This window comes from Pauljensenia sp. 27098_8_83 (genome assembly GCF_041432695.1).
Classification (GTDB): Bacteria; Actinomycetota; Actinomycetes; order Actinomycetales; family Actinomycetaceae; genus Pauljensenia.
In genome coordinates, this window is record NZ_JAPWAD010000002.1 from 152858 (window position 1) to 171671 (window position 18814).

The window sequence follows — 18814 nt, forward strand, 5'->3', positions numbered from 1 at the left end:
GGTTTCAGTGGGCAGCGAGCTGCCACGACGCGCCGATTCCGACAGCGACGTCAAGCGGGACGGAAAGCTCGACGGGAGTCGCCATCTTCTCACGGACAAGCGCCTCGACGGCCGCAGCCTCTCCGGGAGCAACTTCGAGGAGCAGTTCGTCGTGGATCTGCACGAGGAGTCGGGAGGCAAGCCCGACCTCGGACAGCGCGTCCGCCACGTTCATCATCGCGATCTTCACGATGTCCGCGGCACTGCCCTGGATCGGCGCGTTGAGGGCGGCACGTTCAGCCATTTCTCGACGCTGGCGATTCGAGGAACGCAGGTCGGGCAGGTAGCGGCGGCGCCCGAACATCGTCTGGGTGTAGCCATCCGCGCGCGCCTGGGCGACGAGCCCTTCGAGATAGTCTCGAACCTTTCCGAAGCGCTCGAAGTAGCGGTCACGCAGCGCAGACGCCTCGGGGACCGCAATACCGAGCTGCGCCGCCAGGCCGTAGGAGGAAAGACCGTAGGCCAGGCCGTAGGAGGTGGCCTTGATGCGCGAGCGTTCCTCGCCGGAGACCTCGGCGACCGGAGTGCCGAACACCATTGACGCCATGGTGCGGTGCAGGTCTTCGCCGGAGTTGAAGGCCTCAATAAGCGCCTCGTCCCCGGACAGGTGCGCCATCAGGCGCATTTCAATCTGCGAATAGTCCGCGCTCATCAGTGACTCAAAGCCCTCGCCCGCGACGAAAGCGCCGCGAATGCGCATACCGTCGGCGCTGCGCGCGGGGATGTTCTGCAGGTTCGGGTCGGAGGAGGCCAGACGCCCCGTGGCAGCTGCGACCTGAGAGAACGTCGTGTGGATGCGCCCGTCCGAGGCGACGGTGGCGGACAGCGAGTCCACCATCTGCTTGAGCTTGATGCGGTCGCGGTGAGTCAGCAGGAAACCGAGGAAGTCATGCCCCGCTCCCCCGGCATCCGCCGTCTTGGCGTACAGGTCGGCCAGCGCCTCAGCGTTCGTCGTGTACCCGGTCTTCGTCTTCTTCGTCTTGGGCAGGCCGAAGTGATCGAAAAGAAGCTCCTGGAGCTGCTTGGTGCTTGAGAGGTTGACTTCGCGTCCCGCTGCGGCCCACGCCCCCTCACGCGCAGCATCGACCGCCTTGCCGAGTTCTGCGGACAGACCGTCGAGAACGTCAGTGTCCGCGGCGATGCCGATGGTCTCCATCTGGCCTAGAAGGATCGACAGCGGCATCTCCATGTCGGTGAGGAGAGACGTCTCGGCGCTTTCCTCCAGTTGGGCGCGCAGCGCCCGGGCAAGCGGGTGCAGGTGGGCGGCTAGTTTCCCGGCGCGCACTGCGCCAGCGCCGGGACCGGCACCCAGGTCATCCAGGCCGAAGAGAGCATCCGAATCACCCTCCTCCACGTCGATCACGACGCCGAGGACACGCGAGAGAACGTCCTCAAGCTTGTGGGAACGCTGGTCGGGGTGCGCGAGGTAGGCGGCGAGCATCGTGTCGCAGCCGACGGTACCGAGAGTCCAGCCGCGTGAAGCGAGCGCATGGCGCGTCCCCTTGGCATCGTGCACGATCAGGGACGAGGCCGTGGCAAGAACGTCGCCGAGCGCTTGCTCCTGCGCGGGGCTGAGTTCGACGGGATCGATGACGAGTGCGTCGTTCTCGGACGCTAGAACAACGCGGGTGACGTCTCCACGCACGGGGCGTGAATCGCCTTCAACGAGAAGGGCGAGGCTGGAGCGAGTGCCCACCCATTGCGCGATATCGCACGAGGCATCGGCAACCATCACCTCGATGTCAACGTCGGCGGCGGGCTCGGGAGTCTCGTCGATGGCCCCCTCCCCCATGCCGATACCGGCAACCTCACGGACCTTCGTACGCAGTCGCCCGAACTCGAGAGAGTCGAAGAGACGGTCGATGGCGGCGACGTCCGTGGGGCGACGTGCCAGATCACTGAGCGAGACCTCTAGGTCCATGTCGGTGAGCAGACGATTGAGCCGACGATTGCGCACCACGTCGTTCATGTGTTCACGCAGTGCAGCGCCGCGCTTTCCGCCAATCTCATCGGCACGCGCCAGCAGGTTGTCGAGACCGTCGAACTTGTTGATCCACTGCGCGGCGGTCTTCGGCCCTACACCCGGGACGCCGGGCAGATTATCCGAGGTCTCACCAACGATTGCGGCAATCTCGGGGTAACGGTGCGGCGGAACGCCGTACTTGTCTTCCACCGCCTGCGGAGTCATACGACGCAGGTCACCTGGCCCCGTACCGGGGTAGAGCACCGTCACGTTGTCGGTCACCGTCTGAAACGAGTCACGATCGCCGGACACCACCAGAACAGTCGATCCCTCGTGACCTGCGCGATACGCGAGAGTCGCGAGGATATCGTCGGCCTCAAAACCCTCACGGGACAGAGACACGATACCCATCGCGTCAAGCACCTCGCGGATGAGCTCCACCTGTCCCTTAAATTCTTCGGGCGTCGCGTCACGGGTGCCCTTGTACTCGGGGTACTCCTCCGTGCGGAATGAGTGCCTCGACACATCGAATGCGACAGCGATATGCGTCGGTTGCTCGGTCTCTAACAAGCGCGTCAGCATTGAAACGAAGCCGTAAACCGCGTTTGTGTGCTGGCCTGTGGCCGTCACGAAGTTATCTGGCGGGAGCGCATAGAAGGCGCGAAACGCCATCGAATGGCCATCAATAATCAGCACGGTGTCACTCACACATGCCACCCTAGATGCCATGACACACGATCACCAGATGAAACACACGCAGTCTTCCTCACCTGATCCGCTCGCGCGCGGCGGCTGGGTCGGTGCCCACTGGCCTGGGACCCTCATGGAAGCAACGGGTATGGAGGTTATCGAGCACAGTGCTGTGCGTACCGTTATTTCCATGCCGATTGACGGAAACCGCCAGAGCGCTGGCATTCTGCACGGGGGTGCCTCCGCTGCACTCGCCGAAACGGCGGCGTCCTTCGCCGCCCAGATTCATGCGCGCGAGACAAACCCCGGCAAGCAGGCCTACGCAGTGGGCACGGAGCTCAACGCATCGCACATCAGCGCCGGACGTGAAGGGATCATCACAGCGACCGCGACGGCGGTCCACCTGGGGCGCTCGTCCACCGTCCACACTGTGGAGATCAGGGACGAGGCCGACCGCCTCATCTCAGTTGCGCGCGTCACCAACCGGATCCTCGTGCGCGCGAGCCACGACTGACCGACAAGAAACAGTAATGGGGAGGGCCGAGTGACCCTCCCCATTCGTGTACGTGATTCTCAGTCGTCGACCTGGTTGATGACCGCGTCAGCGACCTCACGCATCGACAGACGGCGATCCATCGACGTCTTCTGGATCCAGCGGAAGGCTTCAGGCTCGCTCATTCCCATGTTCTTCATGAGCAGTCCCTTGGCGCGGTCCACGCGCTTGCGGGTCTCGAAACGATCGGACAGATCGGCGATCTGGTCTTCAAGCGACTCGATCTCAGCGTGACGCGACAGTGCGATCTCGACTGCAGGGATCAGGTCGGCAGGGCTGAACGGCTTCACGACGTAGGCCATCGCACCGGCGTCGCGTGCGCGCTCAACGAGCTCCGTCTGCGAGAACGCGGTGAGCATCACAACGGCGCACGACAGCTCCTGCAGGATCTTCTCCGCAGCGGTGATGCCATCCATCTTCGGCATCTTGACATCCATCACGCATAGATCGGGTTCGAGCTCGAGTGCCAGCTCGACAGCTTCCTCACCGTCGGCAGCTTCGCCGACGACCTCGAACCCCGCCTGGGTGAGCGTCTCAACGATATCGAGACGGATCAACCCCTCGTCTTCTGCGACGAGGACGCGACGCGGTTCAGCCTGCTCTTCACTCATTGTCATATTCCTCAGTTTGATCGGTTTGCTCAGCTGCTCTATTGTGGGTCTCGCACACGCGAAGCCCCGATAGCCCAACTGGCAGAGGCGGTCGGCTCAAACCCGGCTTGTTGTGGGTTCGAATCCCACTCGGGGTACCGCCAGTGGAGTACGTGCTCCTAATGGTACCGGCATTTCAGCGCATATGCGACGTGCGCACCGCAATTGATACCTCAAAACTGCAGATGAAAAGGGGCCGACAAGCGTTGCTTGTCGGCCCCTTTTGCTGCTCAGGCCACGACGCACAGCTCGAGGCCGAGGTATTCGGCAGCCGCGCCCCTGCGGGTCGGCTCGTCAAGGTCGGCGATAGCCTGCTTGACCCTCGAATCGTGGAAGTCAGCGAACCAGGGCTCAACGGCGCGCGAGAGCTGGCCGACCTCCAGGTTGTTGGCCACGCGGCCAAACAGAGTGTCGTGGACCGACACGGTCCGGATGTTCGTATTCATTTTTCTTCCTCCATCTTCTTCTCTTCGGGCGCCCCAGAAAACATGCTTTGATCGCACAGGCATTTCTGAGCACGCCTAGCAGCACTTTGCTGCATGTGCCGCGCCGTCATTGGTGCGGCGTCCACGTGTCTCAACGTGTATCCGAGTACTTTATTCCACGAATTCCGTTTTGTCCACGTGACGAAACAAAAACAGTGGGGGGCGCTGGCTCATCGCCAGCGCCCCCCACTACTGCCGCATCTCACGCGTGGCGCAGACCGCCAATCGCATAGTCGGCTTCATCTCCGACTTCGTGGATACGCAGCATGTTCGAGGAGCCAGCGATGCCCGGCGGCATACCGGCGACGATGACAAGCTGATCACCGATGTCCGCCAGGTGCGAGGACTGCACGACCTGATCGAGCTGCCACACCATATCGTCTGTGTGTTTCACCTCGGGAACACGGTAGGTCTGGATACCCCACGACAGGGCCAGACGACGACGTGTCGATTCGAGCGGGGTGAACGCCAGCATCGGGATCGGACGGCGCATGCGCGAGAGCAAACGCGCCGACGTGCCGGACTGGCTGAAGGTCACGAGGTAACGGGCATCCAGGTGCTCGGCGATACGAGCCGCAGCTTCGCAGATAACGCCCGCACGATCGGCGTAGAAACCGGGGATGGAGGCGATGCGCTCACCACCGTTTTCTTCCGTCGACTCGATGATCGCGGCCATCGTACGGACAGTCTCGATCGGGAATGCGCCGACCGAGGTCTCGCCGGACAGCATGACCGCATCGGCACCATCGAGAATGGCGTTCGCACAGTCGGATGCCTCGGCGCGCGTGGGACGCGGGTTCTTGATCATGGAATCCATGACCTGCGTCGCGACGATAACCGGCTTGGCAGCAATACGGGCAAGCTCAATCGCGCGCTTCTGGACCAGCGGCACGGCTTCCAGGGGCATCTCAACGCCGAGGTCACCGCGGGCGACCATGATGCCGTCGAAGGCCTCGACGATCTCTTCCAGCGCCTCAACAGCCTGGGGCTTCTCGATCTTGGCGATGACCGGGATGCGCTTGCCCATCTCGTCCATGATCTCGTGGACATCCTTGATGTCCTGCGCAGAACGCACGAAGGACAGCGCGATGAAGTCGGCATCCTGCTCGATGCCCCAGCGCAGGTCTTCCTTGTCCTTTTCGGACAGTGCTGGGACGGACACAGCAACGCCGGGAAGGTTCAGGCCCTTGTGGTCCGAGACCATACCGGGAACCTCGACGCGGGTCACGACGTCAGTATCCGTCACCTCGACCACGCGGACCGCGACGTTGCCGTCGTCGATCAGCAGGCGGTCACCGGGAGCACAGTCGCCGGGCAGCCCCTTGAAGGTCGTGCCGACGAGTTCCTTGGTGCCGGGAACGTCGCGGGTGGTAATGGTGAAGGTGTCACCGATCTTGAGCTCCTGAGGGCCGTCCTGGAACGTCTCTAGGCGGATCTTGGGGCCCTGGAGGTCAACCAGGATAGCGACCGCGCGACCGGACGTCGCAGACGCCTTCCTCACGCGCTCGATGACGGCCTCATGTTCCTCAGCCTTTCCATGCGACCGGTTGATACGCGCGACATCCATGCCGGCGTCCACCAGCGCCTGGAGCTGCTCAGGGGAATCAGTAGCAGGTCCAATAGTGCAGACAATCTTAGCTCGACGCATAGATAAGAGTTTACCGCCCAATCACTGTTGAAACGAGGAGGATCCGCGCCGGGTCGACGTGATCATTCCCATGAATCCACCTGTGGCGGGACCTTCGCGCATCGGAAAATGACCGAGTTCAGGATCAGAATGCCTCGAGGGTGCTCTCGTCGGCGGATTCTTCCTCGGTCACACCGGCACCGACGATATCGTCAGCGTCGCTATCGTCGGGCACCGCTTCATCCCCCGTCTCCTCGGTGTCCGCCGCGGCCTCGCTCTCGTCAGCGACGACGGTTGTCGGATGCCCCAGGCGTCCTGCGATAACGAATACGAGCACTCCGAGCGCGAACACGAGCAGGGATGTCCATACGTTCAGGCGCAGACCGAGAACCGTGTGCGCATCATCGATGCGCAGCATCTCGATCCAGCAGCGTCCCGCCGTATAAGCCATCAGGTACAGGCCGAACACCTGGCCTCCGGCGAAGCGGTGACGCCGATCGAGCCACACGATAATGGCAGCGGCAGCAAGGTTCCACAGGCACTCGTAGAGGAACGTGGGGTGGAATAAGGTTCCCGCCGGATACCCCGCAGGCATGTGGGCTGCATCGATCTGGAGCCCCCATGGCACAGTCGTCGGTCCGCCGAAGAGCTCCTGGTTAAACCAATTTCCCCACCGACCGATGGCCTGGGCGACCAGGAGTGCGGGAGCCAAAGAGTCCGCGATCGGAGCGAAACGCACACCAGCCCGCTTGACAGCGATAAAAGCTCCAAGCGCTCCGAAGGCAACGCCACCCCAGATACCGAGACCACCGCGCCAAATCTGGAAGGCGAGCATCGGATCACCACCCGGACCGAAGTAGGCATCCGGGGAGGTAATAACGTGATAGATACGTGCGCCGATGACGCCAAGCGGAATCGCCCAAAGAGCGACGTCGTACAGTGTGTCCGGGTTTCCACCGCGGTCTCGGTAGCGACGAGCGGTCCACCAGACGCCGACGATCATACCAACGGCAATAATGATGCCGTAGGCGCGCAGTGGGATCGGCCCGAGGTGCCAGACGCCTTGAGAAGGAGAAGGAATACCGGCCGCGATGAGGGCGCTCACGCGCGCGCTCCAGTGACGCCCGTCTTCAGCTCAGTGGCGAGCTCGCCCAGGGCCTTCAGACCACGGTCGATATCGTCATCGAAGAGCGTCTTAACAAGAGCGGAACCCACGATGACTCCGTCCGCGTAGGCCCCGATCTCTCGGGCCTGGGCACCATTGGATACGCCGAGACCCACGCACACGCGCTCGGCTCCGGCCGCGCGGGTACGCGCCACAACATCGGTGACATGCGCGCCAACCGCGGCACGTGCACCCGTGACGCCCATCGACGAGGCCGCGTACACCCAGCCGCGCGAGTGCTCGGCAATGAGCTTGAGGCGGTGCTCGGGGGACGAGGGTGCGCTCAGGTAGATGCGTTCCAGGTCGTACTTATCCGACGCAGCCTCCCACTGCGCGCCCTCTTCGGGCGGCAGGTCGGGGGTAATGAGACCCGAACCACCAACGGCGGCGAAGTCCTTGGCGAAGCGCTCAACGCCCCACCACTCGACGGGGTTCCAGTAGGTCATGGAGCATGTCGAAATGCCGTACGAGGTCAGCTCGTCCACGGCGTGGAACAGATCCTCCAGGTGGGTGCCACGCTCAAGAGCGGCGACGGTCGCACGCTGGATGGTCGGTCCGTCCATCCCGGGATCCGAGTAGGGGAAACCGAGTTCGATGACATCAACGCCGCAGTCCGCGAGGACCTTGCCCGCACGAATCGAATCCTCAACAGACGGGAAGCCGACGGGAAGGTAGCCGATGAGAGCCGCGTCGCCACGCTGGAGGGCGGCATCAATGGCAACGGCTGAATGGGGTGCGCGCGTCATGTCACTTCTCCTCGTTCTGGTCCAGGACGGCAACGCCCGACGGGCCGGCGCTGGGGTCGATGACCTGCAGCTTGGCGCGCCCGTATCCAAACCACCGCGATGCGGTATCCACGTCCTTGTCGCCGCGCCCAGAGACGGTCACGATGACAATAGGCTCCTCCCCCGGTTCGAAAGGCCCCTCTGCTTCGGCCTTGGCCAACGCCCACTTGCGAACGCCAGCGAGCGCATGAGAGGACTCGATGGCGGGGATAATGCCCTCGGTGCGGGACAGATGCAGGAACGCATCCATGGCCTCGGCGTCAGAAATCGGCATGTAGGAGGCACGACCCGTACGCGCCAACCACGCGTGCTCCGGACCGACTCCCGGATAGTCGAGGCCGGCGGAAATCGAGTGAGAAGCCTTCGTCTGGCCGTCACGTTCCTGCAGGACGAACGTGCGTGCTCCGTGGAGCACGCCCACCTCGTCGGCGGTGATGGAGGCAGCGTGACGCCCCGTCTCGAAACCATCGCCGGCAGCCTCGCATCCGAGGAGCTCGACGCTCGGGTCATCGATAAAAGCGGTGAATGAGCCAATGGCGTTGGAGCCGCCACCCACGCAGGCGACCACGACGTCGGGCAGGCGGCCCTCGGCGGCAAGCAGCTGAGCACGCGCTTCGTCGCCGATGACACGCTGGAGGTCACGCACGAGTTCGGGGAACGGGTGCGGACCCGCGGCGGTACCGAAGATGTAGTTGGTCGTCTCGACGTTGGTCACCCAGTCGCGGAAAGCCTCGTTGATCGCATCCTTGAGGGTCGCGGAACCCGCCGTCACAGCGATGACCTCGGCCCCGAGCATCTGCATGCGCGCGACGTTGAGAGCCTGGCGCTCCGTGTCTTCACGCCCCATGTAGATCGTGCAATCCAAACCGAGGAGGGCAGCCGCTGTCGCCGTGGCCACGCCGTGCTGGCCCGCACCGGTCTCCGCGATGACCCGGGTCTTTCCGAGCTCCTTCGTCAGCAGGGCCTGGCCGAGAACGTTGTTAATCTTGTGCGACCCCGTGTGGTTGAGATCCTCGCGCTTGAGGAATACGCGCACGCCGCCCAAATCTGCTGCGAAACGGGGTGCCTCCGTCAGCAGGGAGGGCCGCCCCGCGTAATTCACAAACAGGTCACGCAAGCGGCGTTGGAAAGACCGATCACGCCACAGACGCTTCCACGCAGCCTCAACCTCTTCGAGGGGACCCACGAGGGACTCGGCAACGAAACGCCCACCGAAATCACCAAAGTACGGTCCTTGCACAAAATTCTCGGCAACCATCACTGTCCTTCCTGACGCGCCGCAGCGACGCGAGCCTTACGATCCGTGCGCAGCGCGGGATGCTGTCCAGCGCTCACCATGTCCTGAATGCTCGCCATCGGGTCGCCCGACGTCACGAGTGCCTCACCGACGAGAACCGCGTCTGCGCCCCACTTGGCGTATTCAAAGACGTCGTGCGCGTTTGCAACGCCGGACTCGGCGACGGCAATGACATCCTGAGGAATGACGTCGATGACCTGCTCGACGGTCGAGCGGTCAACCTCCAGCGTTTTCAAGTTACGAGCATTGACGCCGATGATAGACGCCCCCGCCTCCATCGCACGCAGGGCCTCGAGACGCGAGTGTGTCTCGACGAGGGCCTCCATACCCAACGAGCGGGTACGCTCCAGCAGGGACACAAGGACGTTCTGCTCCAACGCCGCGACTATCAGGAGCACGAGATCAGCACCGTGAGCACGCGCCTCGTGGATCTGGTACGGCGTGACGATGAAGTCCTTGCGCAAGATTGGAATGTCGACGGCTGCGCGTACCGCATCGAGATCGGCGAGCGAACCGTTGAAGCGCCGCTGCTCGGTGAGCACCGAGATAACCGATGCTCCCCCGGCCTCGTACGTGGAAGCAAGCGCGGCCGGATCCGGAATCGACGCGAGTGCCCCCTTGGACGGCGAAGAGCGCTTCACCTCGGAGATGATCTTGACGGCACCGTCACGGTTACGAAGGGCACCAAGCGCATCCTTCGCCTCGGGAACCTGGGTCTCCATCTCCTTGATCCGAGCCAGAGGGACGCGATCTTCACGCTCTTTCAGGTCCTGGAGGACCCCGGCGATAATGTCATCGAGAACGCTCACGATGCTCCCCTTTCAGGCAGAAACAATCAATCTTCACCTAGGCTAGCGAAAAATGGCCGACGGCGGGTGAGGCATCCCGTGGGACGAGTCAGGACAGGGGCACCAGGGTCGATGCGCGCACGACGGACTCGACTGCGGCAGCAGCCTTGTTACGGGACTCCTCGTACTCCAGCGCCGGCACCGAATCGGCAACAAGGCCCGCACCCGCCTGCACCGAGGCAACGCCATCCTTCAACGATGCCGTACGAATCGCGATCGCCAAATCAGCATCGCCCGACAGATCGAAGTAACCGACGACGCCACCGTATACGCCTCGCGCGGCGGGTTCGAAGTCGTCGATGAGCTCAATGGCACGAGGCTTGGGCGCACCGGAGAGCGTCCCCGCAGGGAAGGTCGCGACCAGAGCATCGAGAGCATCAGCATCCGGACGCAGCACACCCGTCACCGTGGACGAAATGTGCTGAATATGCGAAAAACGCTTCAGCTCCATGAGCGTGGAGACCTCGACCGACGCAGGATCGCACACCTTCGACAGGTCATTGCGAGCCAGGTCGACGAGCATCACGTGTTCCGACAGCTCCTTGGGATCCTCAAGCAGCTCGGCCGCCAGGCGGTGGTCCTGCGCAGAATCCGCCCCACGCGGACGCGAACCGGCGATCGGATACGTCCAGACGCGGCGTCGTTCACTCTTGACGAGGGTCTCCGGAGACGAACCGACAACCTCAAAATGACCGCCCTTCTCGTCGGGCAGGTCCAGGAAGTACATGTAGGGCGAAGGGTTGACCGTACGCAGCACGCGATAGACATCGATGCCGCTGGCTGACGTCGATACATCAAGGCGTTGCGACACGACGATCTGGAACGCATCACCATCTTCAATGGCGCGCTTCGCTGCGTTGACAGAGGACTCGAAATCGGCGCGCGCTGTACGCTCACGTACCTGAGGCGGCGTCGCATCGCTCGTCCCCAGCACCGCGGGCGCAATCGGGGTCGCCAGTTGTGTCGTCATCGCATCGAGGCGCTCAATAGCACGGTCGTACGCCCCATCAACGCCGTCCGCCGAACCGTTGAGGTTCCAGGCGATCGCCATCAGGTACACCGACCCTGTCGCATGATCGAGGGCAGCAACCTCCGTCGCCAACACGAGCGTCGCGTCCGGAATATCCGACTCCTTCGGTGCTGTCGCGGCGAGCGTAGGCTCCCACTCGGGGATGATGCCCCAACCGAGAGAACCAACGAGAGCACCCGTCAGCGGAGGCAATCCGTCAATCGCCGGCGCAGCGAGTTCTTCGAGTGCAGAGTGAACGACCTCAAGGAACGTTCCCTCCTCACGAGCACCTTCCGGGTGGGAACCGATCCACTGTGCGTGACCGTCGCGTGCGACGATGGCGCCAGCACTTGAGGCTCCGACAAAAGACCAGCGCCCCCACGAACCACCGTGTTCGGCAGACTCGAGAATGAAGCTTCCGTAATTGCCATGGGCGAGCTGTCGATAGACGCCAACCGCGCTCAGCTCATCTGCGAGGACACGCCGCACAACGGGGATCACGCGCCTGGAGGCCGCGAGATCGACAAAGACGTCGCGTGGGGGCCAGGTCTGGCCCCACTCAAGGCTCACAGGCTCAAACTGGTACGAAGGCGTCGAAATACTCACCACCCTATTGTCCCATCCGGACGCGTACTCGTCCCGGCGGGGTCCACAATGAGACCGACTGCTACAGCCAGTCCGGAACGACGCCCCACGCGATTGCGGCCGTCAGCGCGGATCCAATCATCCAAGGACCCATCGGCACGCGCGACTTCGTCCCCGCTGAGCCGATCACAATTTTCCAGAGCGCAGCGAAGCCAGCCAGCACGAAAGATAAGGCCAGTGAGGAGACCGCTGCCTGAATACCGACGGTCCCAACCATCGCTCCCAAAACGGGTGCGAGCTTCACGTCTCCCCCACCCATACCGCCGGGCAAACGGTTCAGCAGTGCGATAGGGATAGTCCAAATGAGAGCTCCGGCAACACATCCGATGAGGCGCTGCTGCCACAGGGGCGAAATGATGACGCCAACAATGACACCCACGCTCACGCCGATACCCATCGCCGCGGTATATGCGTTCGGCAGGCGGTGGGTCTGCGCGTCAACGTAGGCACTCAGTGCCCCGATCATCGCAACCGTCATGACAGCCGGCATGCCGGGGCGCATCTGCGCCGCCACAAAAAGGATCGCCCCGACGATCGCGGAACTCCACACAATCGCGTTACGCGTGAGCGGGGTACGAGTCGCTTCAATGAAATAACGCCGCTGAATCTTCCAGCCAGAGCGCCACAGCCACACCAGCACGATAATCCACGTGAGGAATCCGGATACAAGAGACAGATCCGCACTAATACGCTGGGAAAGCCAACCGACGATCACGACGCCGCTCCTTCCCGTGAGCGCTGCTCCAGCTCCTCCTCAAGCGCAGTGCGCATCACATCAATATCGGGACTGCGCCCGGTCATCAACTGGACCTGTGCGCCCGCCTGATAGACGAGCATATCCGTACCTTCCGCGACAATGCCGCCGCCTGCCTCAAAGACGCTGCGCAATGCCGTATTGCGCGGGGAATAGACGACATCCAAAAGGACTTGTCCGTCACGTACATCGAGGCACTGCGCGAGCGGATCCGCAACGCCCGCGGGCAGCGTTGACACGATGAGGTCAACCGCGCGCGCTGCCTGCAACACGGCCTCGACGTTTGACCATAGAACCTGTTCGATGGTGACGCCCAGACGCGATGCTGCAGCAACAGCCGACCCGGGCCCACCGAAGCGGCGTGCAGCGACGGTCGACGTCGTTATCCCCAGCTCGCCAAGCGCGGCGAGTGCCGAGGAAGCCGTGGCGCGGGCACCAAGGATCAGAGCACTCGCAGGCAAGGGGCGTTGCGCGAGCGAACACGCACGGCGAACAGCCGAGGCGATACCCGCCACGTCGGTGTTAAAGCCGGCGAGAACGCCCGAGGACGGAACAACCGTATTGACCGCGCCGACAGCACTCGCGAGAGGATCGATCGCATCCAGCAGCGGCATCACCGCCTGTTTGCAGGGCATCGTCACCGATAGGCCCACACAGTCGTCGCCGAGTCCACCGATGAAACCGGGAAGTGATGCGCCGTCCTGCTCGAGGCGACGATACTCCCACCCATCGATGCCGAGCTGCGCCCATGCTGCTCGGTGGATGACCGGCGACAGGGAATGCTCGATCGGAGAACCGATGACGGCGGCCCAGGTCATGAGGCCGTACAGACCTTCGGATTCGCAGCGCAGTACGCCTTAAACTGCTCGCGGTTCTTCTCCTGCTCTTCCAGAGTGGAAGCGAACAGGGTCTCACCCGTGTCCAGGTTCACCGTCACGAAGTACAGCCATGTTCCGTCGGCCGGATTCAGCACGGCCTTGATGGCCTTTTCGCTCGGCTGCCCAATCGGGGTGGGCGGCAGTCCCGGGTGGAGGCGCGTGTTGTATGGGTTGTCGTTATCGAGGTCCGCCTGATCTGGCACACCGCTGGTCTTCCCCACGCCGTACAGCACCGTCGAGTCCATGCCGAGCATGCCCTTCGTCTCTCCGTTCGTATCGGCCAGACGATTATCGATGACGCGCGCGACCATCGGCATGTACTTATCGATGTTCATCTCGCCATCCACGATGGACGCCTTAATGAGGACGGTCTCGCGATCTGCCGGGGCGACGCCCAGACGGTCGAGCTCATCGATCGTGCCCTTGACCATACGCGCGATGAGGGTCGTCGGCGTGTCTGTTTCACCGACCTCATAGGAGCCCGGAAGGAGCCACCCTTCGGCGTTACCGCCTGCCTCAGAAGGCAGGCCGATCGCCTCGGTATCGGCGAATGCCGCATCGACGTCGGCCTCGGAAACACCCATGATATCCACGATGCGCTGCTTAACTTCCGACAACTTCTGCCCGGCGCCAATAGTCACCGTCGAGTCCACACGGTTTGTCTCGTCCAGCAGGGCGGCAAGCGCTCCGGAGGCGCTCATCTGCAGCTTCAAGCGGTACGTGCCCGGGCGGATCGACATGGATGCCGAAGTCTTCTCGAACTGGCGCACGAAGGCACCCACGGACTTCACGACGCCCGCTTCCACGAGGGTCTGACCGATCGCGCGGCCGGTGGCCTCCTCATCGATGGTCACTTCAACCGAGCCGGTGCCGGGGCCCGGATAGTCATCCGACGACGTCGTTGATGCGTTGAAGAGCTGGTCGTAGGCAACGTAGCTCGCACCGGCGAGCAACCCGAGCACGAGAACGATGATGAAGAACGAACGAATACGACGACGACGCTTACGTTTACGGGCCGCACGGCGTTCGCTGGCAAGCCTGCGCGAGCGCATACCAGTCGTTTCTGACGCGGTTTCGGCGATCGTCGCCACGCCACTTGCGCGGGCGGGCGTAGCGGATACACGCGGTGATGAGCCAGTCTCCGTCACCTCATCGAAGGACGAGTGCACAGCCGCGCGTTGACGAGGGCGCGCTCCGGGCACGGGTGCTGTGTCGGTCGAGGCCGAGGCTACCGCAGGTGTGCCGTGAACCGGGGTACGATCTGAATCCTGCGCCGCCGTGGCGTCGGAGCTCTCTTGTGGGGCATCGGAGTAGACCTTGGGTTCACCGGAGTGAATCTCACGGCGAGAACGGAAGGGGTAAGGGGGAGGCGTGCTCACGTGTGTACTCCTTCGTTGGGTTCGAGGATAATCTCCTCACCGGGAGCTCGACCGCCCATGCGTTCAAGCTCGAGAGCCTGTTCCAAGATGATCTGCGCAGCCACCTGGTCGATGACGCTGCGATGGTCAATTTCCGGGATACCTGAGGCGCGCAGTCGAGCGTGCGCCTGGTTGGATGTCATGCGCTCATCGACCATCGCGACCCGAACATCGGGAACAAGCTTCTTGATGCGACGCGCATACTTGCGCGCCCCCTTTGCAGAAATGCCCTCTCCCCCGCGCAGATGGCGAGGCAATCCAACGATCACTTCGATCGCTTCATGACGACGAACGATGTCAGCCAGACGATCAAGATCAGACAGATCGGACGCCCTGTGAAGGGTTTCGACAGGCATCGTGAGAATGCCGTCGGGGTCGCACCGGCTGACGCCGACACGCACGGTGCCGACGTCCACGCCGATACGAATACCCCGACGAATACTCACAGGGCCTCGATTTCCTTGCGGATCGCATCGATCGCATCCGCGATGCCCTCGGGCTTCGTACCGCCGCCCTGAGCGATGTCAGCCTTGCCGCCACCGCGACCATCGACGTGCGCGAGTCCCGCGCGCAACAACGCACCCGCGTCGAGCGTCAGCTCGCGCGCACGCTCGTTCGTGGCAACCACCAAAGCGACCTTGCCACCCTCGGCACCGGCCAGGGCGACGACCGCGCCGCGCTCGTGCCCCAGACGCGCCACGACGTCCTGGACCAGACCGCGCAGCTCCTTCGTCGGGACACCGTCGACCGCGGCTGCCACGAGGTCGACCGCGCCGATGCGCTCAGCGGATGCCGCGAGGTCGCCACCCCGACGCTTCGCCTGTTCGGCCTGAACCTTCTCCAGCTTCTTCTCGGATTCGCGCAGCTTGGCGAGCAGCGACTCGATGCGCGCGGGCAGCTCGTCCACGCGCCCGCCCACGAGCTGGGACAGCTGGGAGACGAGAGCGTGTTCCTTCGCCTGGAACTCATACGCGCCGGTACCGACCAGGGCCTCGATGCGGCGCACGCCGGAGGCCACCGAGCCCTCGCCGAGCACCGTCACGCGGCCGATGTGGCCCGTCGTGGGCACGTGGGTGCCACCGCACAGCTCGCGATCGAAGCCGTCACCGATCGTGACGACGCGCACCTCGGAGCCATACTTCTCGCCGAAGAGAGCGATCGCGCCCATTTCCTTCGCCTTGTCGATGCTCATGACCTCGGTGGTCACGGGCAGGTCCTCGGCCAGCTTCTCGTTCACCAGCTCCTCGATGTCGCCCAGCTGGGAAGCGGCAAGCGCGCTGTTGTGGCGGAAGTCGAAGCGCAGACGCGAGGGCGAGTTCTCCGACCCCGCCTGGTCCGCATGCTCGGACACGACGTTGCGCAGTCCCGCGTAGACCATGTGGGTCGCCGTGTGCGCACGAGCGATCGCGAGGCGGCGCTCGGAGTCAATCTCGGCGATCACCGAATCGCCCAGAGCAATGCCACCCTGACGCAGGTGACCACGGTGGACGGTCAGCCCGCGGATCGGAGCCTGGACGTCGGTCACGTCGATCACCGTGTCGCCGCCGGGCAGGCGAATCGTTCCATGATCGGCCAGCTGGCCGCCCATCTCCGCATAGAAGGGCGTCTGATCGAGGACAATGTCGATAGCGGCAGGAGCCTCAGCCGCCGGTACCGGCTGTCCGTCCACGAGGATCGCCTGAACACGGGCAGGCGCGGAGTCCTGGGTGTAGCCGAGGAAGGTCGAACCCCCGCCCATCTCCTTTTCGATCTCGTGGAAGACGCGCACGTCGGTATGACCAGTCTTCTTCGAGCGCGCGTCGGCGCGGGCGCGTTCCTTCTGCTCGGCCATGAGGGTGCGGAAGCCCTCCTCATCGACGGACACGCCCTGCTCGGCGGCCATCTCGAGGGTCAGGTCGATCGGGAAACCGTAGGTGTCGTGCAGCAAGAATGCCGACTTGCCCGAGATGACGGGCGCGCCCGTCGATTCCTTCGCGCTCGCCACGGCCACGTCCAGGATCGTCGTGCCGGCGCTGAGCGTGCGACGGAAAGCATCCTCCTCCGCGTAGGCAACCTCGGAGATCGTCTTCCAGTTCGTCTCCAGCTCGGGATAGGAGGCCTTCATCGCATCCTTCGAGGCCGTCAGCAGCGTCGGCATCGCCGGCTCGTCGACCCCCAGCAGACGCATCGATCGCACCGCGCGGCGGATCAGGCGACGCAGCACGTAGCCGCGGCCGTCGTTGCCGGGACGCACGCCGTCGCCGATGAGCATGAGGGAGGAGCGAACGTGGTCGGCAACCACGCGCATGCGCACGTCATCGTCGTAAGCCGCGCCGGCCTCGGGGCCCGCGGCACCCAGGCCGTAGCGCTTGCCGCTCATCTGCATCGCGGCATCGATGACGGGGAACACCTCGTCGATCTCGTACATGTTCGGCTTGTCCTGCATGACGAACGCGAGGCGCTCCAGGCCTGCCCCGGTATCAATCGCCTTCTTGTCGAGTTCGCCGAGCAACGGGTAGTCCTTGCCGGTGCCCGCGCCGCGCATGAACTGGTCGAACACCAGGTTCCACAGCTCGAGGTAGCGGTCACCGCCGGGGTCCACGGTGCCGCCCACGGCCTCGGGACCGTAGGCGGGGCCGCGGTCGTAGTGCCACTCGGCGCAGGGGCCAGCAGGGCCGGGCTGACCCGTATCCCAGAAGTTTTCAACCCGCGGCAGGCGCACGATGTGCTTGGGATCCATGCCGATCTGCTTGGTCAGGACGCTCAGAGCCTCATCGTCCTCGTCCCAGATCGTCACCCAGAAACGATCGCCGTCGAGGCCGTACTTGCCTTCCTCGCGCGAGCCGGTCAGCAGGTCCCACGCGAAATTAATGGCACCTTCCTTGAAGTAATCGCCGAATGAGAAGTTGCCGTTCATCTGGAAGAACGTTCCGTGACGGGTCGTCTTACCGACGTTATCAATGTCGTTCGTGCGAATGCACTTCTGCACCGACGCGGCACGAGGCCACGGCGCAGGCTCGACGCCCATGATGTAAGGGATGAACGGAACCATGCCCGCGATCGTGAACAGAATCGAAGGCTCCGGGGAGACGAGAGAAACAGAAGGACGAATCTCATGACCCTGCTTCTCAAAGTAGTCGAGCCAACGGGTACGGATTTCAGAAGTACGCATAGTGCCTTATGTTAGTCGGTCCCCAGCCATCACGGCACATCGGCACGCGCAAGCGGACAGTGGGATAAAAGAAAAACCGCGCCCCCGAGCATCGCTCGGGGGCGCGGAAAAGGCCAGTGTCAGCGCGAGTAGTGCTCGACGACCATCTGAACATCGACGGTCACCGGAACCTCAGCGCGCTTCGGGCGACGCACCAGGGTCGCCTTCAGGCGGGCGAGATCAACGTCCAGGTACTCGGGGACGGCGGGCAGAACGTCGCGGTGAATACCCTCGGCAGCAATCTCGAAAGGAACCGTGGTCTGCGACTTGGGCTTGACCTGCAGGGTCTGGCCGGGCTTCACGCGGAACGAGGGACGGTCGACGATCTTGCCATCAACGAGGATGTGACGGTGAACGACGAACTGGCGAGCCTGCTGGATGGTGCGGGCGAAGCCAGCGCGCAGGACGAGGGCGTCCAGACGCATTTCGAGTAGCTCAACCAGGTTCTCACCGGTCAGGCCGACGGTACGACGAGCCTCTTCGAAGGTGCGGCGCAGCTGCGACTCACGGATGCCGTACTGGGCGCGCAGACGCTGCTTTTCCTTCAGACGAACGGCGTAGTCGGAGTCCTGGCGGCGGCGCGTACGACCGTGCTCACCGGGGCCGTAGGGACGCTTCTCGAAGTAGCGAACGGCCTTGGGGGTCAGAGCCAGACCGAGGGCGCGAGACTCACGCACCTGCTTGCGGGAACGATTCGTTGCCATGTTTCTTCTTCCTGTTTCTCATGTCATGCCGGAGGTACCGGCATGGGGCCAACTCCAGGATCAATGAGATCCGTCGGCTAAGGCCCCAGGTGTCCGCTGGTGCGGACAACTGTT

General features: G+C 63.5%; 16 protein-coding genes and 1 tRNA gene. 2 read left to right on the top strand and 15 right to left on the bottom strand.

What is annotated here, in order from left to right; all coding sequences use genetic code 11:
• Positions 1-4 precede the first annotated feature (4 nt).
• The gene (gene polA / locus O3656_RS01765) at positions 5-2731 is read right to left on the bottom strand and encodes a DNA polymerase I (RefSeq protein WP_500062344.1); all 2727 of its coding nucleotides are present in this window, start codon (positions 2729-2731) and stop codon (positions 5-7) included.
• On the opposite strand from polA, the gene O3656_RS01770 reads away from it, so the two are divergent.
• On the top strand, positions 2730-3206 hold the full coding sequence (locus tag O3656_RS01770; protein ID WP_500062345.1) for a hotdog fold thioesterase: 477 nt from the start codon (positions 2730-2732) through the stop codon (positions 3204-3206). The genes polA and O3656_RS01770 overlap by 2 nt on opposite strands.
• A 59-nt stretch (positions 3207-3265) precedes the next feature.
• On the opposite strand, the gene O3656_RS01775 is transcribed toward O3656_RS01770, so the two are convergent.
• The gene (locus tag O3656_RS01775) at positions 3266-3856 is read right to left on the bottom strand and encodes an ANTAR domain-containing response regulator (protein WP_007588074.1); all 591 of its coding nucleotides are present in this window, start codon (positions 3854-3856) and stop codon (positions 3266-3268) included.
• Positions 3857-3919: 63 nt separating this feature from the next.
• On the opposite strand from O3656_RS01775, the gene O3656_RS01780 reads away from it, so the two are divergent.
• Positions 3920-3993, top strand: a tRNA-Leu gene (locus O3656_RS01780).
• Between the two features lie 132 nt (positions 3994-4125).
• On the opposite strand, the gene O3656_RS01785 is transcribed toward O3656_RS01780, so the two are convergent.
• The 13 genes from O3656_RS01785 to rpsD form a co-directional block, all read right to left on the bottom strand.
• Entirely contained in the window at positions 4126-4341 is a 216-nt protein-coding gene (locus O3656_RS01785; RefSeq protein ID WP_500062346.1) for a hypothetical protein, read from the bottom strand.
• Between the two features lie 241 nt (positions 4342-4582).
• Positions 4583-6028 (bottom strand): pyruvate kinase, encoded by a 1446-nt coding sequence (gene pyk / locus O3656_RS01790; protein WP_500062347.1) that lies wholly within the window; start codon positions 6026-6028, stop codon positions 4583-4585.
• A 124-nt stretch (positions 6029-6152) separates the two neighbouring features.
• Positions 6153-7112 carry a prolipoprotein diacylglyceryl transferase gene (gene lgt / locus O3656_RS01795; protein ID WP_500062348.1) on the bottom strand — a complete coding sequence of 320 codons (960 nt, stop codon included), beginning with the start codon at positions 7110-7112 and terminating at the stop codon, positions 6153-6155.
• Positions 7109-7918, bottom strand: coding sequence for a tryptophan synthase subunit alpha (gene trpA / locus O3656_RS01800; RefSeq protein WP_500062349.1), 810 nt, complete (start codon positions 7916-7918; stop codon positions 7109-7111). The genes lgt and trpA overlap by 4 nt, the downstream gene beginning before the upstream one ends.
• 1 nt (position 7919) lies before the next feature.
• Positions 7920-9215 carry a tryptophan synthase subunit beta gene (gene trpB / locus O3656_RS01805; RefSeq protein WP_500062350.1) on the bottom strand — a complete coding sequence of 432 codons (1296 nt, stop codon included), beginning with the start codon at positions 9213-9215 and terminating at the stop codon, positions 7920-7922.
• Complete coding sequence (gene trpC / locus O3656_RS01810) at positions 9215-10063, bottom strand: indole-3-glycerol phosphate synthase TrpC (RefSeq protein WP_500062351.1); 849 nt, start codon at positions 10061-10063, stop codon at positions 9215-9217. The genes trpB and trpC overlap by 1 nt, the downstream gene beginning before the upstream one ends.
• 88 nt (positions 10064-10151) lie before the next feature.
• On the bottom strand, positions 10152-11681 hold the full coding sequence (locus tag O3656_RS01815) for a chorismate-binding protein (RefSeq protein ID WP_500062387.1): 1530 nt from the start codon (positions 11679-11681) through the stop codon (positions 10152-10154).
• A 97-nt stretch (positions 11682-11778) separates the two neighbouring features.
• Complete coding sequence (locus O3656_RS01820) at positions 11779-12471, bottom strand: prepilin peptidase (RefSeq protein WP_500062352.1); 693 nt, start codon at positions 12469-12471, stop codon at positions 11779-11781.
• The gene (locus tag O3656_RS01825; RefSeq protein ID WP_500062353.1) at positions 12468-13328 is read right to left on the bottom strand and encodes a shikimate dehydrogenase; all 861 of its coding nucleotides are present in this window, start codon (positions 13326-13328) and stop codon (positions 12468-12470) included. The genes O3656_RS01820 and O3656_RS01825 overlap by 4 nt, the downstream gene beginning before the upstream one ends.
• On the bottom strand, positions 13325-14767 hold the full coding sequence (gene mltG, locus O3656_RS01830; RefSeq protein WP_500062354.1) for an endolytic transglycosylase MltG: 1443 nt from the start codon (positions 14765-14767) through the stop codon (positions 13325-13327). Before mltG ends, O3656_RS01825 begins: the two co-directional genes overlap by 4 nt.
• Positions 14764-15252, bottom strand: a complete 489-nt coding sequence (gene ruvX / locus O3656_RS01835; protein ID WP_500062355.1) for a Holliday junction resolvase RuvX — start codon at positions 15250-15252, stop codon at positions 14764-14766. The genes mltG and ruvX overlap by 4 nt, the downstream gene beginning before the upstream one ends.
• Positions 15249-17957 carry an alanine--tRNA ligase gene (gene alaS, locus O3656_RS01840; RefSeq protein ID WP_500062356.1) on the bottom strand — a complete coding sequence of 903 codons (2709 nt, stop codon included), beginning with the start codon at positions 17955-17957 and terminating at the stop codon, positions 15249-15251. Before alaS ends, ruvX begins: the two co-directional genes overlap by 4 nt.
• Before the next feature lie 119 nt (positions 17958-18076).
• A complete protein-coding gene (gene rpsD, locus O3656_RS01845) occupies positions 18077-18700 on the bottom strand; it encodes a 30S ribosomal protein S4 (protein WP_500062357.1) in 624 nt (207 codons plus the stop codon).
• Between the last annotated feature and the right edge of the window lie 114 nt (positions 18701-18814).